The 17,754-nt window shown below is 65.8% G+C and carries 19 protein-coding genes and 2 pseudogenes; 9 read left to right on the top strand and 12 right to left on the bottom strand.

What is annotated here, in order from left to right; translation table 11 throughout:
* Nucleotides 1-307 precede the first annotated feature (307 nt).
* The 3 genes from BUS84_RS28680 to BUS84_RS28670 all read left to right on the top strand — a co-directional run bounded on the left by BUS84_RS28680 (nt 308) and on the right by BUS84_RS28670 (nt 5,379).
* The gene (locus tag BUS84_RS28680; protein WP_074317225.1) at nt 308-562 is read left to right on the top strand and encodes a GntR family transcriptional regulator; all 255 of its coding nucleotides are present in this window, start codon (nt 308-310) and stop codon (nt 560-562) included.
* Nucleotides 563-570: 8 nt separating this feature from the next.
* Nucleotides 571-1,206, top strand: coding sequence for a DUF1643 domain-containing protein (locus BUS84_RS41360; protein ID WP_074317224.1), 636 nt, complete (start codon nt 571-573; stop codon nt 1,204-1,206).
* Nucleotides 1,207-1,392: 186 nt separating this feature from the next.
* A complete protein-coding gene (locus BUS84_RS28670; RefSeq protein WP_159451078.1) occupies nt 1,393-5,379 on the top strand; it encodes an AAA domain-containing protein in 3,987 nt (1,328 codons plus the stop codon).
* An 8-nt stretch (nt 5,380-5,387) separates the two neighbouring features.
* On the opposite strand, the gene BUS84_RS38385 is transcribed toward BUS84_RS28670, so the two are convergent.
* Nucleotides 5,388-5,543 carry a hypothetical protein gene (locus tag BUS84_RS38385; RefSeq protein WP_159451077.1) on the bottom strand — a complete coding sequence of 52 codons (156 nt, stop codon included), beginning with the start codon at nt 5,541-5,543 and terminating at the stop codon, nt 5,388-5,390.
* A 302-nt stretch (nt 5,544-5,845) separates the two neighbouring features.
* Nucleotides 5,846-6,085 (bottom strand): hypothetical protein, encoded by a 240-nt coding sequence (locus BUS84_RS28665; protein ID WP_074317220.1) that lies wholly within the window; start codon nt 6,083-6,085, stop codon nt 5,846-5,848.
* A gap of 175 nt (nt 6,086-6,260) precedes the next feature.
* Here BUS84_RS28665 and BUS84_RS28660 point away from each other — a divergent pair, with 175 nt between their 5' ends.
* Nucleotides 6,261-6,680 carry a hypothetical protein gene (locus tag BUS84_RS28660; RefSeq protein WP_244298758.1) on the top strand — a complete coding sequence of 140 codons (420 nt, stop codon included), beginning with the start codon at nt 6,261-6,263 and terminating at the stop codon, nt 6,678-6,680.
* Nucleotides 6,681-6,815: 135 nt separating this feature from the next.
* On the opposite strand, the gene BUS84_RS28655 is transcribed toward BUS84_RS28660, so the two are convergent.
* From BUS84_RS28655 to BUS84_RS28645, 3 genes are read right to left on the bottom strand one after another with little or no spacing between them, the layout of a single operon-like run.
* Nucleotides 6,816-7,103 carry a hypothetical protein gene (locus BUS84_RS28655; protein WP_074317214.1) on the bottom strand — a complete coding sequence of 96 codons (288 nt, stop codon included), beginning with the start codon at nt 7,101-7,103 and terminating at the stop codon, nt 6,816-6,818.
* Nucleotides 7,100-7,363 (bottom strand): DivIVA domain-containing protein, encoded by a 264-nt coding sequence (locus BUS84_RS28650; RefSeq protein WP_074317212.1) that lies wholly within the window; start codon nt 7,361-7,363, stop codon nt 7,100-7,102. Before BUS84_RS28650 ends, BUS84_RS28655 begins: the two co-directional genes overlap by 4 nt.
* Nucleotides 7,360-7,605 (bottom strand): hypothetical protein, encoded by a 246-nt coding sequence (locus tag BUS84_RS28645; protein ID WP_074317210.1) that lies wholly within the window; start codon nt 7,603-7,605, stop codon nt 7,360-7,362. Before BUS84_RS28645 ends, BUS84_RS28650 begins: the two co-directional genes overlap by 4 nt.
* On the opposite strand from BUS84_RS28645, the pseudogene BUS84_RS41355 reads away from it, so the two are divergent.
* The 3 genes and pseudogenes from BUS84_RS41355 to BUS84_RS28630 form a co-directional block, all read left to right on the top strand.
* Nucleotides 7,595-8,023 (top strand): annotated as a pseudogene (locus tag BUS84_RS41355) (helix-turn-helix transcriptional regulator); the annotation flags it as partial. The gene BUS84_RS28645 and the pseudogene BUS84_RS41355 sit on opposite strands and share 11 nt — an antisense overlap.
* A 520-nt stretch (nt 8,024-8,543) precedes the next feature.
* Nucleotides 8,544-9,092: a hypothetical protein gene (locus tag BUS84_RS37810; RefSeq protein WP_244298757.1), complete on the top strand. Its 549-nt coding sequence runs from the start codon at nt 8,544-8,546 to the stop codon at nt 9,090-9,092.
* Between the two features lie 44 nt (nt 9,093-9,136).
* Entirely contained in the window at nt 9,137-9,583 is a 447-nt protein-coding gene (locus BUS84_RS28630) for a flavoprotein (RefSeq protein WP_244298756.1), read from the top strand.
* Between the two features lie 208 nt (nt 9,584-9,791).
* Here the strand turns inward: BUS84_RS28630 and BUS84_RS28625 are convergent, their stop codons facing one another.
* Nucleotides 9,792-10,268 (bottom strand): YDG/SRA domain-containing protein, encoded by a 477-nt coding sequence (locus BUS84_RS28625; protein WP_084757619.1) that lies wholly within the window; start codon nt 10,266-10,268, stop codon nt 9,792-9,794.
* 680 nt (nt 10,269-10,948) lie between these two features.
* Here BUS84_RS28625 and BUS84_RS36825 point away from each other — a divergent pair.
* A pseudogene (locus BUS84_RS36825) lies at nt 10,949-11,801 on the top strand (IS5 family transposase).
* A 226-nt stretch (nt 11,802-12,027) separates the two neighbouring features.
* Here the strand turns inward: BUS84_RS36825 and BUS84_RS28610 are convergent.
* From BUS84_RS28610 to BUS84_RS39135, 3 genes are all read right to left on the bottom strand, one after another.
* Nucleotides 12,028-12,495 carry an SLAC1 family transporter gene (locus BUS84_RS28610; RefSeq protein WP_143728542.1) on the bottom strand — a complete coding sequence of 156 codons (468 nt, stop codon included), beginning with the start codon at nt 12,493-12,495 and terminating at the stop codon, nt 12,028-12,030.
* 411 nt (nt 12,496-12,906) lie between these two features.
* Complete coding sequence (locus BUS84_RS39140) at nt 12,907-13,503, bottom strand: hypothetical protein (RefSeq protein WP_208869751.1); 597 nt, start codon at nt 13,501-13,503, stop codon at nt 12,907-12,909.
* Nucleotides 13,504-13,908: 405 nt separating this feature from the next.
* Entirely contained in the window at nt 13,909-14,571 is a 663-nt protein-coding gene (locus BUS84_RS39135) for a DUF262 domain-containing protein (RefSeq protein WP_280175154.1), read from the bottom strand.
* A gap of 127 nt (nt 14,572-14,698) precedes the next feature.
* Here BUS84_RS39135 and BUS84_RS38380 point away from each other — a divergent pair, with 127 nt between their 5' ends.
* Nucleotides 14,699-14,866, top strand: coding sequence for a hypothetical protein (locus BUS84_RS38380; RefSeq protein ID WP_159451076.1), 168 nt, complete (start codon nt 14,699-14,701; stop codon nt 14,864-14,866).
* A gap of 276 nt (nt 14,867-15,142) precedes the next feature.
* On the opposite strand, the gene BUS84_RS28600 is transcribed toward BUS84_RS38380, so the two are convergent.
* From BUS84_RS28600 to BUS84_RS28590, 3 genes are read right to left on the bottom strand one after another with little or no spacing between them, the layout of a single operon-like run.
* Nucleotides 15,143-15,517 carry a hypothetical protein gene (locus BUS84_RS28600; RefSeq protein ID WP_074317198.1) on the bottom strand — a complete coding sequence of 125 codons (375 nt, stop codon included), beginning with the start codon at nt 15,515-15,517 and terminating at the stop codon, nt 15,143-15,145.
* 2 nt (nt 15,518-15,519) lie between these two features.
* Nucleotides 15,520-17,493, bottom strand: coding sequence for an AAA family ATPase (locus tag BUS84_RS28595; protein WP_074317196.1), 1,974 nt, complete (start codon nt 17,491-17,493; stop codon nt 15,520-15,522).
* Entirely contained in the window at nt 17,490-17,753 is a 264-nt protein-coding gene (locus BUS84_RS28590; RefSeq protein WP_074317195.1) for a hypothetical protein, read from the bottom strand. The genes BUS84_RS28595 and BUS84_RS28590 overlap by 4 nt, the downstream gene beginning before the upstream one ends.
* Nucleotide 17,754 lies beyond the last annotated feature (1 nt).

Genomic DNA, 17,754 nt, shown 5'->3' with positions numbered 1-17,754 from the left:
GGTCGGTCGGTACGACCACGCGTCCGTACCGACCGGAGCCCAGCACCCACCCCGGGCCAGCTTCCTGCTCGGTCGCTGACAGGCAGCCGAGCAGACATGTTCGGCGTCGGAGCAGCCCACCGGTCCCGGAGTCGGGTAGCCGCGCTGGCGGTAACTGCTGCTCCGACGAAGGCAGGGACCACAGTGCCTAGCTGGGGCCTTTCCTCGCCTTCGCACCCTACCGACATTGCTGGTAAGGTCAACGTTGCGCTTGAAGTTCTCCTGGCTGCCGTGATCAGATATGTGGGCCTAGCTGGGAGTACTTCGCATGCCCGCACCACGGAAATTCGAGCCGCACTACCGGCGGATCATCGCCGACATAAGGGAGCGCGTTGCCTCCGGGGAGTGGCCTCCCGGCCACAAGCTGCCGTCCACCAAGGCGCTAGCCGAGATGTATGAGGTGGGCAGCCAGTCGACCGTTCGCCAGGCCGTGACCATCCTCATTGAGACCGGAGAGTTGTACGGCCACCAAGGGTTAGGCGTTTTCGTGGCCGACCGGGTCGCCAGACAGTCAGGAGGCTGACGAGAATTGTGGCGTCCAAAGGCAGCGCGCCCAAGCATGGAAAGATCTTTTCCGTGACTAGCGGAGGGATCAGCGAGGATCACCTGCGCCCAGCACCTATTTGCCCATCGGCCCCAACCGAACGTCGTCTGCTCGCTGTGCTGTGTAATCCACCGTTACGAGCAGCGAGGGACACCACATCCTGGCGCAACCTGGAAGTCCTGGCGGGCGTGCTGTGTGCCGGCTCCGTCGCCATCGTCAATCTCATCGACGAGCCCACTCGGTCGACTAGCGACCTGCTTCATGTGGCTGGCAAGGTGGATCTGGAGGCGCTAACCCATCGACTAAAGGCCGCGGCTCAAACGGCTGACCTGGTTCTGGCTGGCTGGGGATCTGGAGCTCCCGCGGGCTGGCGCAAGCACGAGTGGCTAGCCTTGGTCGAGGCGGCAGTCCGGGGCGTCGCAGCCGGCGGACATGAACGCATTGCACACGTCGGCGAAGCTCCCAGGCACCCCTCCCGATGGCGCCAACACACCAGTCCCATACATGATCGTTACGCTGGGGCTACCTTCGAACTCCGACTCTCTGCGGCTCTTCGATGGAGCGTCATAGGAAAGCACAGCCCCGACGGAGAGACCATTCCCACTCGGGCCGTGAGAGTCTAAAGCCTCACGAGCGCGTCCGAACCAAGGCCCTCCGGCCCCTGTCCAGGGCGGGCCATCACCACAGCTACGAGGTCGGCCTCACCGCGGGCGAGCTCCGCCGGCTGCGGGAGATGGTGGCAGCAGTGGTGCACGACCTGACGCGCGCGCAGGTCGAGCAGGAACGGGGAGCCGATGACGGTGCTTGACGTGGAACGCCTTCGGCGCGTCGCAGCGGCTGCCGACCGCTGGGCCAAGTCCCTCATCGACACCTCGGGCAACAACCGCCTGCTCTACTACCGCGATCTGAAAGCCGGCACGCTCGCTCTGACCGGGGCTGACCCGATGGCCGTCACCCGTTTGCTGTCCGGCAAGCCGCAGACGCTCGGGCAGCTCTTTCCGGAAGCGCAGTCGCGGTCGGACGCCCAGCGGCGGCTGCGGAACATCCGCGCCAAGATGCGCGAGCTTTCCGAGGAACGCGGTCTCGATGCCGGCTACGTGGTCACCGGCATGGCCACGTGGCGGGAGCCGGACCGCACGCCCCGCGCGCCCGTGATCATGCATCCGTTGCAGATCGACGCGTTGAGCGCCACCGAGACCGACTTCCGGCTCCGGGTCGAGTCCTCGCCGATCGTCAACCCGGTGCTGCTGTTCAAGCTGTCCCGCGACTACGGCGTCACCATCGCCGAGGACGAGCTGCTCGCGGAGCTACCCGAGGCTGGCTTCGTCCCTGACGCCCTCCTCAACCGACTCACCCGGGCGGCGTCACGGGTACCCGAGTTCCTGGCCGCCCCGACCCAGGTCGCCGGCACGTTCCTCTACGAGAAGCTGCCGATGGTGCAGGACATCGAGAAGAACGGGGAGATGCTGGCGGCCAGCGACGCCATCGCCGCGCTCGCGGGCGACGTGGCGGCCGGCACGGCGTTGGCCTCGCCCGTATCAATCCCGCCCTCCACGCCGGACGCCGTGCCACTCCACGACGAGTTCCTCGTGCTCGACGCCGACTCGTCGCAGAGCTACGCCATCAACGCCGTCGTGGTCGGTCAACACCTCGTCATCAAGGGCCCGCCCGGCACCGGCAAAAGCCAGACGATCGCGAACATCATCGCCGCGCTGGCGGCCCGGGGCCGGACCACCCTGTTCGTCGCTGAGAAGCGCGCTGCCATCGACGCGGTGCTCAACCGGCTCGCCTCGGTCGATCTGGACGACCTGGTGGTGAACCTGCACGGCGGCGGCACCAGCCGACGTGAGCTGGCCCAGGCGCTCGGCAGCCGGCTGCAGCGCATCGCGCACGAGCGGCAGCCGCAGCTGCAGGACCTCGGCCGGCAACTGCTCACCCGGCGGGAACAGCTCGTCGCGCACAACGAGATGCTGCACCGCCGCCACGAGCCGTGGGGCCTGTCGGCGTACGAGATTCAGGACAGAGTGATCGGCCTCGGGGGCGGCCGGCGGCCGGCATTCCGCTGGCGCGGGCCGATGCTGCAGCGCCTGAACCCTGCGACAGCTGAGCAGTTGTGGCGAACGATCGGCGAACTGGCCCGTCTCGGCGCCTTCGACGGCTCCCGACCGTCGAGCCCTTGGCAGGCCTCGACGATCGCGGCCGAGGCGGCGGTTGCTGACGTCATGGCGGCGACGGGAACCGCGGCCTACCAGATCCTGCCGGAGGCGCAGCAGTTGTTGCGCACGCTCACCAGCGAATGCGGGCTGCGACAGCCGCAGAGCCGAGCAGCGTGGCGTGAGCTGCTCCGCCTGGTGCACGACGTCAGCCGCTCGTTGGAGAACTTCGCGCCGGAGGTGTACGCCGGAGACCTCGGTCGGTGGCTCACCGCCACTGCTGACCGGCGGGGCCGCAAGGCGGCGGCGGTGCCCCTCGGGTGGTTTGAGCGGCGGGCGGCGGTGAAGGAGGCTCTGTCGCTGTGGACGGGGCCGGTCAAGCCTGCTCGGGACCAGTTGCACGCGGCGCTGCTGGCAGTGGCCGATCAGCGCAGCCGCTGGCAACGCTGCTGCGAAAATGGCAGCTTGCCGCGGGAAGCGGAATGTCTGCCAGCGGCGCTGGCCAACGCGGATCACCTGGACCGGTCGTTGACGGTGCTGGAGGCAATCCTGCCCGCAACGTTCACCGACGCTCCCGAGCGGCTTCAGCGGCAGCTCTCGGCCCTGGCAAGCGACCAGTTGGGGTTGCAGCGGGTGGCTCGGCACAACGAGCTGCGGGCGGCGCTGTTGGGCTGGAACCTGCACGCACTGCTCGCGGACCTGGCCGAGCGCCGCGCCAGTGCCGTCGAAGCCGAGCAGGCGTTGGAGTACGCCTGGCTGCACTCCATCCTCGACCACATCGCTCTCACCGACGCCCGCTACGCCGGGATGAACGCAGAGCTGATGACGGCTGCGGTGGCGGACTTCCAACGGGCCGACCACCGGCACATCGAAGCGACTCCGGGCCGGATCCGTCGGCTGGCGGCAGCTCACCTGGTCGCCACCCTCGACGCGCAGCCCGAGCAGCAGCAGCTCGTCCGCAAGGAGGCCGCCAAGAAGGCCCGCCACCTGCCCGTACGGGAGTTGTTCCGCGCCGCCCCGGAAGTGCTGTTGGCGGTCAAGCCGTGTTGGGCGATGAGCCCCCTGTTGGTGAGTCAGGTGCTGCCGGCGCAGCGCCTCTTCGACGTGGTCATCTTCGACGAGGCGAGTCAGGTCGAGCCGGTCGACGGCATCACCTCCATCATGCGGGGCCGACAGGTCGTGGTGGCCGGCGACGAGCACCAGCTGCCCCCCACCCAGTTCTTCGACACCACCGAGGACGACCCCGTCGGCGATGACGACGGTGAGACCGCGCTGACCGACGACGTGGAGTCGCTGCTTCAGGCCTTCGCCACGGCGCTGCCGCTGTCACAGAACAAGCACCTCGCCTGGCATTACCGCAGCCGCGACGAGCGGCTGATCGCCTTTTCGAACCTGCACATCTACGCGCCCAACGGCAACGAGCTGGTCACGTTCCCCGGGGCGGCAACCGAAGGCTGCCTGGCCCACGTCCTGGTCGACAACAACCCGGTCGGCTACGGGCCGGGTGACCGGGTCAGCGCAGAGGTGGATCGGGTGGTGGAACTGGTCCTGGAGCACGCGGAGACGCGGCCCGGCGAGTCGCTCGGCGTCATCACCATGGGCATTAAGCACGCCGAGCGGGTTGAGGCCGCGCTCCGGCGGGCGCTGCTCGACCGACGTGGCATCGACGACTTCTTCCGGGAGCGGAACGACGAGCCGTTCTTCGTCAAGAGCATCGAGCGGGTGCAGGGTGACGAACGGGACGCGATCATCCTCTCCGTCGGCTACGGCAAAGGCGCCGACGGGCGCATGCTCTACCGTTTCGGGCCGATCAACAACAACGGCGGTCACCGTCGGCTGAACGTCGCCGTGACCCGCGCGCGGCAGCGCGCCACGGTGGTCAGCTCCTTCAGCGCCCGAGACATGGACCCGAACAGGCTCAACGCGCATGGCGCCAAGCTGCTGCGCAGCTACCTCGAATACGCCGAGAGTCAGGGCGAACGGCTCTCCACGGTTGACACCACTCCCGCGCTCAACCCTTTCGAGGCCGATGTCCGGGACCGGCTGACCGCCGCCGGCATTCCGCTCGTCCCGCAGTACGGGTCCAGCGGCTACCGCATCGACTTCGCGGCGCAACACCCGGACCGGCCCGGAGAGATGGTGTTGGCAATCGAAGCCGACGGGGCGGCGTACCACTCGTCGCCGACCGCACGGGATCGCGACCGGTTGCGGCAGGAGCACCTGGAGCGGCTCGGCTGGCGGTTCCACCGCATCTGGTCGACCGCCTGGTTCCGTAACCCGGAGCAGGAAGTCGCCCGGGCCAAGAGCGCCTACGAGACCGCAGTGGCGGAGGCGAATCAACCTACTCCGGTGAGCCGTCCAGTGATCCCACCCCGGACGCAGAAGCCGACCGAGTCGAGCACGGCGCCAACTCGGACCATGCCGAGACCACCCGTCTACCCGGGAGCACCGATTACCGAGTACAGCCGGCGAGATCTGGCCGTGCTGGTGGCGTGGATCGAGAGTGACGGCCGCCTGCGGACCGAGGCGGACGTGATTGCCGAGACGATGCAGGAACTTGGTTTCCGTAAGCGGGGCTCGCGGATAGTGGCCGCCCTGCAAACCGCCGTCGCCGACGCGCGCGGGGCCAACCGCAGCCGATAGGCAGCAGCCTAGGCGGCACGAGCCGGGGCCCGGGCAGGGTCCGCAGCGTGTGCCGAGTCGACGGGCTGGGCCACCGGCGGGGCGAGGTACTGCCGGCGGACGACCGCGATCATCGTCCGTACGGCGATGCCGCCGATGAGCAGGGTGACGCCGGTGAGGATCAAATACGTCTAGGCGTCCCGGCCGGCCGGCCGGCGTGGATCCAGTGCAGCGCGGCCGAGGCGACAACCGCCCAACTGAAGGTAGGGGTGGAGCCCCCCAACGCCCCGCCACCACGAGGACACGTCTCCCAGCGATTCGTCAACCTGGCGGCCGAGGAGGTAGTCGCACTACTCCGCGAAACTGTCGCGCCAAATCTGTGGAAGTCCGTACTGGCCAGAGCGGGCGAGATCCTCGACTCAAAGGGCTGGACCCACGGGTACTCAATACAGTCTCGCCCGCGAGCGCGCATGAGGGAGTTGGTAAATCAGGCCCGCGAGCGGGCACTGGCCTGGTTCGCCTTGCGCGCCTCAATTTCTTCCATCGTCGTGGCCTGATACGGGCGGCGCCCGGGGCGCGGCTCTTTCGCCGCGAACAGCGCCTCGAACGGAGCCGCATGCTCCGCGCAGCGGTCGGTCTCTGCGGTCCGCCCCTCCGACACGACCCCGTATGTCTTGGCCTCACGCCGCCTGTCCTGGCACACGTCACACACAGTGCCGACCTTCACAACGGCTCCTGTCCACGTCGCCGACCCTGCGTTGCAGCCTACTGACGGTGGTTGACGTGATGATCATCCGGTTGTTCACTCTTACGAGCACTGTCGCAGGGGCTGGCGCGCCAGCCGCGAGGAAGGCCGAACTCAACCGATGCCCGCTACCAAGATCCAGAATGAGCAAGAGGTCATGCGGTGGTTCGAGGAGGGGCGGACCTACCAGTGGGTGGTTGAGGAGTACCGCCGCAAGTACGGCATCGAGACCGTACCGTCGCTGTGGGGAGACTTCCGCCGGCGGCGAGGACTTCAGCGGCGGACCATCCGCAACGACGAGCTGATCCCGTGGCTCCTCAAGGACGAGCACCGGTGGCTCTTCCCAATCCAGATGCTTCGTGCCGAAGCACGCCGTCGCTCCGGCAAGCATCTGCGCGATGACGAGAGGGACAAGCTGGACGCCTGGCTCAAGCGCCTCGCGCGAGCGAACGCTGTCCTGCACTACGACCCAGACACCGAGGAGGGCCGGTTCTACGTCCCACGGCGGGAAGGCATCGACACGGACGTCATCCGCGTGCCCGAGCGGAAGACGACTACGCGCCCAGCGGCAGACTGAGACTGAACACCGTCAACCGGCCTGCTTCCCCTGGAACCACACATCGATCCAACCCGTAATCCCGGCCCTGGAGCCGGTTGGCGGTGTCGACGGTCATGCCCACGTCGGCCGCTCCCAGCCGCAGCACCGCGATACCTACTCGACGGCGCCGGACATTGCGGCGAGGTCGGAATCTGGCTCGGAGGCCCCGCAGGGGCCGTCGTGGTCGTCGCGGCGTCGGCAGCGGCCGGCCCCGTCGAGCTTGGCGTCACACCAGATCCTGGTACGCAGGAACTGGCGATCCTCCTCGCTGAGGGTGGTCTCACCGAAGTCGATGGCGGTGACGTGGCCGAGCGAGTCGCGTAGGGCTGCGGCCAGGGTGATGGCCCCTTCGAGGCTGGTCAGGGTGGTGGGGAGATGGATGATCCAGCGGGGTGTGGTCATCGCTGCCACCGGCTGTTCGGTGAACGTGGGTCTGTGTGGCGGCAGCCGGTGTGCCGGGACTGCCACTGCCGCAGCGCCTGGCGGATGCGTTCGGCCTCGGTGTTTGCCGTGGTCAGCTCGCGGTGCACGCGTTCGAGTTCGTCGGCTATGCGGTTGAGGTATTCGTGTATCTGGGCGGGGTCGAGGCCGCACCAGCGGGTGTCGAAGGAGGCGATGCGGACGTGGTGCGGGTGCACGCGTTCCCCGGTCACGTAGATCATCGCTGCGGCGCCTCCTGCTCGGCGTGGATCTGCCGGTCGGTGAGGCCGCGCTGGTCGATGTTCGCCGGGAACGAGCGGTGCAGGCGGCACGGTTGAGGAGCGCGGTCGTTGCGGCAGCCCAGGCCATCGAGCCACAGCTCCGCGGCGTGCCCGGTGACCGCCTCTACGGCGAGACCGACGTCTTCAGCGGTGACGAAGGTCGGTAGGGGCATCTCGCCGAGAACCTTGTCGATGGAATCCATGGTTCTCCCTGGTTGTCGGGTTCGGCGCCGAGGCGGGCGGGGACGGCGGCTCGCCGTCCGGGGTACGACGGGATACCGGAGCCCAGCACCCACCCCGGGCCATGCCCCCAAGCTTCGGCAAGAAGCTGACGAGGAACTACAGCGTCCGAGAGGCCTCGGTGACGCAGAAATGAGGCGTCCCCGTACCCGCCTGATCGACGGACTGTTACTACAGTGGCGGCAGACGGAGGGAGATCGGGTCGTGGCCGTGAAGCGACATCGGCTCTGCCAGCGGCGCAAAGCCCTCGGGTATAGCCAGGAGCGCCTGGCCGAAATTCTCGGCGTGGAGCGGTCGACCGTGGTGCGCTGGGAGAACGCCGAGACGGATCCTCAGCCCTGGCATCGAGCCCGCATCGCCTCCGCGTTGGGAGTTACGCTCGAACATCTCGACGACATGCTCGTCGACGTATCGTTGGCAGTTCATCGAGGGCAGGCCATGGGAGATGAGAGTCGCATTCCCGCTTCCGGCGCTGCCCGGCCGGAGCTGCTGAACGAACTCCGAACCTTCCTGACCAACTACCTGACAGCACCCGCTGGGCCAGCTCAGTCGGCCGTCGAGGTGCGGCGAAGCGTCTGCCGAGTGCACAACCTCTACCAGCGGGCAAGCTACACATCCGCTGCCGGCCTGCTACCGGACGTGCTCAGCCAGGTGACGGAGCTGCCGAGCAGGTCCACCGGGATGCATCGCAGCAGCGCTTTCCGGCTGCTCGCCGCCGCGTACATCGCGGCATCAAAGCTGGCGGCCAAGGTGGGCGACGGCGAGACCGCTACTGACCGCCGACCGGGCTTCCACGGCGGCGCGGCTCGCCGACGACCAGGCGCTTGCGGCCGTTGCGGCGTACCAGGCGGCCTGCGGTCTCATGCGGCTGCCTGGACGGGCAACCGAGGCCGAGCAGGTCGTGCGGACCAGCATCGCTCGGCTGACAACCACTGCCCCTCCGAGCGATCCCGACCTGCTCTCCGCTCATGGGGCATTGCTGCTTCTGGCTGCCGTTATGACGGCCGGACAGGGCAATCCGAAGGAAGCACGTCAGCTCCTGGCGCAGGCTGAAGGGCTGGCAACGACGCTGGGCTCTGATCGCAACCGGTTGTGGACAGGATTTGGCCCGACGAACGTCGTTATCCACGCAGTCTCCGCTGCGGTTCGGGCGGGCAACGCGGACCGGGCGCTGGAGATCGGAGCGCGGCTCGACACGTCGCGGCTACCGACGGCGTTGGTTGGCCGAAGGGCACAGGTGCAGGTCGACCTGGCGGCAGCGACGATGAGGTCGCCCGGCGACAAATCGGTATCGGTGCTGCACCTGCTCGAAGCCGAGCGGATAGCCGCCGAGATGGTCCACGCCAACGTTCAGGCCCGCACGCTCCTGCTGGACCTGCTGGCGAAGGAGCGACGAGCGGCGACACCGGGGCTGAGGCCGCTGGCTGAACGGGCCGGACTGCTCGCATGACACAGCGGGGCATGCTGTCTCTGGTCGCCTGCGCCGCTCCTCCCGTGCTGCGCATCGGCGAGCTGATCGAGTTGCTACAGAAGGACGGCTGGGCTGTCTGCCTCACCGCTACGCCGACCGCTGCCACCTGGATCGACAGTAAAGCGCTCGCGCGGCAGACCAGGTATCCGGTCCGGGTCGAGTGGCGGATGCCCGCTGACCCGGAACCTCACCCTCCGGCGACCGCCGTTGCCGTCGTACCGGCCACGTTCAACGTCATCAACAAATGGGCTCAGGGGATCAACGACACACTCGCGCTCGGCATCCTCAACGAGGCGCTCGGTGCTGACATCCCGGTGTACGCGTTCCCGAACGTCAAGGCACAGCTTGGCGCCCACCCGAGTTATGACCGGCACCTACGGTTACTTCAGGGGGCGAATGTCATCGTGTCGCCACTGCCCGCCGAGCTGAACTGGCGGATGGTCGCGGACCAACTCCAAGTGCCCGTGTAGCCCCTGCCGACATGTCCGCTGCCTCCTGCCAACGGCGGGCCCGGACCCGCTTCCTCCAAGAGCTCCCGCTGAACCGCTCGATCCTCGCCGAGGCGTCCTGACCTTGCGAGTGAAGTTATGCATTGCTTCACCTGGACAGCCACCTTTCGTGCTGCGGCTTAAGGCGCTGAACCACCGTCGCCACTCACTCAGCGGGAACCGTTTCGGATTATGGGACGGGCGGCAGGTCGGCGCTGTCGAGCGCCACCAGCCGAAAACGCCAGATCCGGTAGCCGTCCCTGCCTGTCTCGGGCCAATGCTCGACCACCCGGTAAAGGCCGTCATACCGAAGGCCGCTGGCAGGGGAGTACTTCGAGTCTCCGCCAGCGCCCCGGATAACCCGCACCGGCCGACCCTCGAGTTGGCTTCGCGCCAAACCAGCGTTTCCGCGCGTCATCTCCTGGTCAGCGATCTGCCGCTTCGTAGCCGGGTCGTTCCCTCCCTGGCCTGTGTAGACGAGCTGATCGCCGTAGTCCTCATCATCGATGTAGCCGCCTGATACGACGATGGACTCGGCACCGTCGACCCCGCCGCAGATCCCTCCCTGGCGGGGCCGGTGAACCTGGGATGCTGCCAAGGCTGTCCGGTTGACGAACTCTGTGCCTACAGGGAAACCGGGGATGTCACCGTAGGTGCGATCGACCATGGCGGCACTCTAGGCCACGGGTACAACGCTGCTCCCGGCGCGTGTACTGATGTAGCGAAACGTTCTGGTTGCCGGTCCGGCTGTTAGCCGTGAAGGCCGCCAACAGACCGCCGATCGTGGCGTCGGGCATCCCAGAGGCTACCGGGGCGGCTCCTTATCCGCGGAACCGCAGGGGCCCTCGTGGTCGTTGGGGCGTCAGCAGCGGCTGGCGCCGTCGAGCCTGGCGTCGCACCATATTCGGGTACGCAGAAACTGGCGTTCCTCCTCGCTGAGGGTGGTCTCGCCGAAGTCGATGGCGGTTGCTCGCGCCGCACCATTACCGTCCGACCAACCAAAACTGGCTGCCCGCCTCCGTCGATTCCTCGGCATCAGGCAGCAGCAGGCAGCCATGGCGGTGGATCGTCACTCGGCTCAGGGCGAACCGATCGCCGAGGCGACAAGGTCGAGCCCTTCCTGGGTCACCACAGCAAACCAGTCGACCTTCTTGCGCCGACCGCCGCCGGCCGTTTCGACGACCATCTTGTCGGTCAAGGGGTGAACCGCGTTAACAACGACACCGGTACAGTCAGTCGAACGGTAACCGGGATCACTTCACTCATCTCGCCTGTCAGCTCCACGAGGTCCTCTGCTGCCAGCGCCTTAGAACTCCTAACAGAATGATCTAGGGGCGTTCGTCCTTCATGGACGCTCGACTAGAGTGCTCGGGCGTGAGGAGGGGTGAGCAGCCGCCGTGGATCGTCTCGGACGAGTTGTGGGCCGAGACCGCGCCGTTGCTGCCACCCCGACCACCACGTCGGCGTCGCTATCCCGGCCGTAAGCCGCTGGATGACCGCAAGGTGTTGTGCGGGATCTTGTTCGTGCTCTACACCGCCATCCCATGGGAGCACCTACCCCAGGAACTCGGCTTCGGGTCGGGGATGACCTGCTGGCGCAGGTTGCGGGACTGGAACGACGCCGGCATGTGGCAGCAACTGCACGAAGTGCTGCTGGGCAAACTCCGGGCCGCCGGGCAGCCGGACATGTCCCGGGCGGTGATCGACGGCTCCCACGTCCGGGCGCTCAAGGGCGGCCCAAAACCGGCCCGAGCCCGGTCGACCGCCGCAAGCCAGGCTCGAAACACCACGTCTCACCGACGCGGGCGGCATCCCCCTCGCCGTCAGCCTGACCGGCGGCAACCGCCATGACGTCACCCAACTGATGCCCCTGGTCGACAAAGTCCCGCCAATCAAGGGCATCCGCGGCAGACCCCGGCAACGGCCCGACCGGATCTACGCAGACCGCGGCTACGACTACGACATCTACCGCCGCGCGCTACGGACCCGAGGCATCACACCCGTCATCGCCCGACGCGGCGACCCACACGGCTCAGGACTCGGCACCCGCCGCTGGGTCGTCGAGCAGACCATCGCCCTGCTGCACTGGTTCCGCCGCCTGCGGGTGCGGTGGGAGATCCGCGACGACATCCACGAAGCCTTCCTCACCCTCGCCTGCGCCATCATCTGCTGGCGCCGACTCCAACACTCAAAGAGTTAGGAGCTCTTAGTGGCCGCCCTGCAAACCGCCGTCGCCGACGCGCGCGGGGCCAACCGCAGCCGATAGGCAGCAGCCTAGGCGGCACGAGCCGGGGCCCGGGCAGGGTCCGCGGTGTGTGCCGAGTCGACGGGCTGGGCCACCGGCGGGGCGAGGTACTGCCGGCGGACGACCGCGATCATCGTCCGTACGGCGATGCCGCCGATGACAAGGGTTACGCCGGTGAGGATCAAATACGTCGAGGCGTCCTGGCCGGCCGGCCGGCGTGGATCCAGTGCAGCGCGGCCGAGGCGACAACCGCCCAACTGAAGGTGAACGCCCAGGTGCTCGGCGCGAACGTCAGGCGCAAAAAGACCGGCAGCAACCGGATCTGGGCCAGCACCATGAGCGGGCCGTACCCGCCCAACGCGACGGCGAAGAGGTCCAGCCGGTCGCCGTTGAGCGCGAAGTAGGCGAGGCTCGCCACCGCCGCGGGGGCAACCTCAATGGCCAGCGTCGGCGTGAGCGGAGCCGGCAGGACCGGCCGGACGAACAGCCGACCCAGCATGATCGAACCGAGGATCAGCCAGCAGATCAACCCGAGGCCGAACAAGGCCTGGGCCAGGCGCTGCTGCCCCAGTGCGGCAGCGCCGGCCGCTGCGATCAACCCGCCGGCCACGGTGGGCAGGAAGTACCCCGGGTGCATCTTGTCCAGCACCACCCGCCCCGTACATCCAGTGCCCGGTGAGCCAGCCGCCCAGCAGCACCGTGAGCGCCGCGAACACGTCGAAGACGATCCGGCCGGCGGTGGGGGCGTGCGGCGCGATGCCCTGCGCGGCGAGCAGCATCGGTGTGATCACCACCAGCGAGGCGATCGGTGGGGCGACCGGGTCGAGCAGGTCCGCCTTGACGGCGCCCCGCACCGCCAGCGTCGACAGTCCGCCAGGCCATCACGATCCTCATCGAGACCGGTGAGTTGTACGGCCACCAAGGCTTGGGGGTCTTGTGGCTTCCACCGGATCGTGAGCGGCTCCGCGCATAGGCGAGGGAACGGTGGGGCGCCAACGCTTGATTGAACCTCCCCTTGGCGCTCCTTCACAAGCAGGACAGCCAGGTCCTTCGACATGCCCTACTCTGTCGGATCGTCGTCGGCGTCTTCGATGTCCTCGGGGCGCAGAGGAGGCCCGTAGCTTATGCCCGCCATCGCTTGGGCGACCTGATGGACGTGCTGCGCGCGGATTTTCAAGAAGGCGCCATAGTCGTCAGCGAGGGCCGCATCCAGGGCATCTTTCGGCACAAGGTTCGACTCCATCCGCCGTACCAGGTTATCCCTGCCCTCACGCTCTATAATCTCGTTGAGGTACTCACTGGGGGCCGAGTCGCGGATGTCAATGTTGCTCTTGGATGTTAGAAGGACGATGTTTCCAACCACATTCGCCTTGCTAGCGCCTATACGGCGACGCGCCAGATACGCCTGGGGAAAGAAATGGTGATACTCTTTATCGTTTGACCACGACAGCGACTTCCCAACGTCGACCCTCTGGCCATTCAGAAGGTCAAGGGGCTTGTTGAATGCCAGCATCAGGCCCAGCATTTTAGAAACAGCACTGTTGGACCTGAAGGGCTTTACCTCCCACAGGCTTGCAGAAGCGATAGCGGCAGGGACACTGAGCTTCGCAATCTTGCCTTCCGCGAATTGCCGAATGGCCCTAGTGTCGGTCGCCATCTGGCCGCTATCCCAGCCGCTGAAGTACCCAGACAACGTAGTCAGCCAAAACCAACGCTTAATCTCGTTAAGCTGCTCTCCTGTCGGGTGAGGCAGGACCCGAAAGAGTTCACATAAGAAGGCAAATTGGTTCGCATATGGCAGGGACTCAGCTCGGGGCGCACCAATTTCGGTCGCTAGGAAGTCAGCTGCACGCTCTGCCGCTTTTTTGGTCGAGTTTGCAGCCCGAACCAAATCATCGCGTTTGAGGTCTCTCAGGGCGTCGATGCTAGCCGAGGAGAAATCGCCCCCAGCAGATGCGGCTAGCGCCCGCAGGAATGTCTTATTATCGAACTGATGGAATTTCTTTGCCTCTAGGGATTCTCGTATGCCGACGATAGTCCTTCCCAGGTCAAATTCCGGACTTTAGGTTGCGGCTCTCATGAGGTCATAAATCGTGAGCCGAGTCCCGGTCGAGTTGATGCGCTCGAAAACTGGGGCAACGTCATTAATCGACATGTCGCCCAACGTGACCAACGGGACCTGGTAGTCCTTGAATCGGTTGAACAGAAGATCCGCCGTATCCCTGAGCCGCTGGTCATCCAAGGATGCTAGCCGGCGAAAATAATCGGCGGGATCTGCAAGACGACGCAGCGGAATCTGATGCAGCGGCAGGTCCTCCTCGCTGCCCGCGTGGTGGAACTTCCCGGCCTTCAGGTCAAAGTAGACATTCCAAACGCTGTTGGGATCACTTGGCTCCCAGTAGAGGACACCGCAGATCGTGGACAGCCGCTGCTGCCCATCGAGGAGGTAGTTCACGGGATAGGTCTCCCCGCGCCGGGCCACCTCCAGATCAGCAATCGATCGCTTGCTGGCTAGCTTCTGGTGTGACTCCCACACGAGCATGCTGCCGATCGGATAGTTGCGGTAGATCGAGTCAACCAGCTCAAGGATCTGCCTCCGCTTCCAGACGAAGGGGCGTTGGAACTCCGGAAGGATGATGTCGCCGATCAGCACCCTCTGCGCCAGCTGCTCTATACGCTCAGAGGTGGGCTTCGGATCCTTCGCAGTAACCGTTCGGCTTACCATTGGCGCCCCTCGCGTCGGCACTCGCAAAAAGCACAGTATCTACGACTGTCGTCTTGTAGGCGCGCCCGGCAGCTTCGCAGCGAGCGATGTCCGCGGCCGACGCCTCGTAACCAGGCTTGTCGACGAGATGGCCGACCTGCTCGTGCAGCACGGACGAGCCCCGTTTGCGGGCTGGGTGCTGCCGGAGACACCGCAGGTTCCCGGTTGTGCCGACGTAGACGACCACGCCGCGATCGAAGGACCATCTGAAGGCCGGGCGAGCGAGGAGCGTTGGGCGATCCTCGTGAATGGCTGAGCACCGGTTGGAGCCGGGCAACAGGTGGTCCTGCGGTGTCGGGCATCACCGGACGCTACCGGCAGCGGCCCCTCCTCCGCGATCCCGCACGAATTAGGTGCCGTGGCGTAGTCGGCAGCCCCGGCTGGGATCGCGCGAGCGTCGCACCAGGACCGGTGGCGGAGGGGCCGAGAGGTTTCGGCACGCCTAAAAGCGTCGTTGCCTAATTTCACATCGGACTAGCATGAACCACGAGTAGGCAAGCGGCCAGATACGCGGCGGCCCGTAGTCAGCTGCTCACCCAGAGGCATCAGTCATGATGTCGGCAAGGCTTTCGTTGCCTTCAAGCCGGCGGGCGATCTCCCTCACGCCTAGCTCGGCTAGTTTCTCCGCCGTGGCGAACGGCCGATGCGTCTCGCCGATTCCAAGGATGTCGATGAGATCGCGGACACTGCTTCCACTCTCCAATGTGCCGAGGGCGTTGAACTTGGTGTTGTAACCGCCCTGCGGGGCATCTGCCGGATGAAGGCCGGCCGCCACCGCGTACGAGATTGCGAATCTGTACGCGTCCGTCTGATTCGCGAACCGCCGGTCTGCGACCAGTACCTGGATTGCCTCGTCGCCCTTAGCAGTCAGACCGATCTGCTGCTTATCTTCCTGGTCCTTCCCCACGGCTACTGAGTCCTTTCGATTGTGGCCTCTTCGGGATCATCGCTCGGTCGGTAAATCCTGTACTCGTGCCCGATTCGATTGCCCATAATGTCCCGAGCCTGCTCATCTGTGAGCTCGCCTGACTGCACGAGCAAGATCGCCTGGTTGCCCAGCTCTGGCACCCAGGTCTTTAGAACGTTGGCACGGTGCTCTAGATCAAGACGTGCCAACGGGCTGTCCAGGACCACGGGGCCACCCCGGACGGCGGCTCGCTTGAGCGCACCAATCAACGAGAGGGCGACGAGCTGCTTACCGCCCTCACTGGTCTTCATGGCCTCACCCCACTGACCGACAAGGTCAACCCGGTAGTCGCGGCTGATGTGGAGCCCCTGGTAGGCCTGCGGATCGCGGACCAGCGTCACGAACATCTCGCTGGCAGCCTTCTCCACCTCAGCCCGCGTCCGCTCCTGGTAGCGCTCAATCGTCCGCGTCAGCAGGGTGCGCACGTACTCGAAGAAGAACGCCTCGGCTGCAACTTCTGGCTGGGCGCCGCCCCCCAGGCGCCGCAAAATGCCGGCGAGCTTGTCCTGCTGCTTGTTGATCTCATCCTGTTTCGGCTTTTGGTTCCTGAGGATCTGCCCGTATCGCTCGATCGCTGCTTCGAGCCGATCCTGCTCCTCACCAAGTTGGCGGATCTTAGCCGCATCGTTGTCCTTCAAGCGATCCTTCAGAGCGTTGAGCCTGCGATTGCGTTCGAACTGGGTAGCGACAACCTTGTTGAGCTGCTCCTGCTTCTGCTGGTACGCCTTGACAGTCGTCGTATCGACCAACTCCCGGATCCGCCGCTCAAGGCGGAGATCCGGCCCGTCCCCTGCCGATTCCTTCAACTGCTTCAGATCGGCTTCGGCTCTCGCCAAATCATTTTCGGTCGACTCGTCCGGCGGCGGCAGTTCCTGTTGACAGGCCGGACAGATTCCACCCTGGATCTGCTTCTGCAGCACGTCGACACGATCACGGGCGACCTGGATTGCCTTCTGCTGCTGCTGGGCCGCGTCGTTCTTGGCCACGACTCGCTGCAAGGCTCCGTTGAGCTTGCCGGCGGCAGGTGCGAGCCAGCCAGTTGTGAGCAACCGTCGCATGTCCTCACGGATCTGGTCCTCTTCCTGCTTTCCGCCCGCGATCAGGACCTCCAACCCCTCCATCTCACGAGCATCGGCCTTCAGCTCTTCGACTCCCGCAATACGCTCCTTGACGTCTTCCAGGGCTGCCTTGGCCTTGCCGAGCGCGTGCTCCATCTCTTTTCGGTCCTTATCCAAGCTCTCCTGCTTGGACTTCAATTCGCGAATTTGCTTGCGCGCGTTCTCGACGTCTTTCTTGTTTTTAAGTGCCTTAGCCTGCCTCTGAATTGCGTGCTCGGTCAGAGTCGAAACGTCCCGCTCGGCCAGCTGCAACGCCGGAATCCCGAGCACGTTGTCGATGCTGTCCCGGAGGAGGTCTCTCTCACGATCCGTGTTGAGTCGGTCGTAGAAGTCCTTGAGCAACTCACCATCAAACAGGAAAAACTCGGAGATTTGCGGGTGCAGCAGACGTCCGATCTCCGCCTCGATTGAAGCCTGCTGAACGACCGTTGAGTCCACCCGAAGGTCGGCGGACACCTTTGGCGGTCCGCCTTCGAACCTCGCGGTGCGCACGAGCCGGTACTTGTGCCCATTTGCTGTGAACTGCATGCATACCTGCATGTCAGTCTCGCCGTCTCTCCACGCCGGGCGGTTCATGTACTCGGACAGATGCCGGGCGGCTTGGGCGGGCGTCCTCCCCGATTCGGGGCTACCGTACAGACACCACCGCAGCGCCCGGAATAGACTGGTCTTTCCAAGGGTGTTCTCGCCGTGGATCACGACGATGGGCGCGTGCGGATCAGTCTCTAGGTTGAGCGTGTCGATCTCACGGTATGGACCGAAATTCTTGAGGCTGACGCTCTCGAATCGCAGGCTCATTCGGACAACTCCGCCCGGTCGAGGATACGCTGGCTGACGTGCTCCTGGAGCGCTCTGAGGTCGCGCTTGAACTTGGTCCGGTCATCGTCGAACTGGTGGCGCCAGGCAAGAGCAATCAGTTGCTGGTAGTCCTCTGGCTCGAACGCGCCAGCCGCCGTGCCGAACTGCTTGACTACCTCGGGATCGGTGGCGACCTCGTTCAGGGCCGCCAACGCACCTTCCCGGCCATGGCCGGCTTCGTCGTTCTCGGGTTGGACCATG

This window comes from Micromonospora cremea, assembly GCF_900143515.1.
GTDB lineage: Bacteria > Actinomycetota > Actinomycetes > Mycobacteriales > Micromonosporaceae > Micromonospora > Micromonospora cremea.
This window is presented reverse-complemented; position numbering and strand designations above follow the sequence as displayed.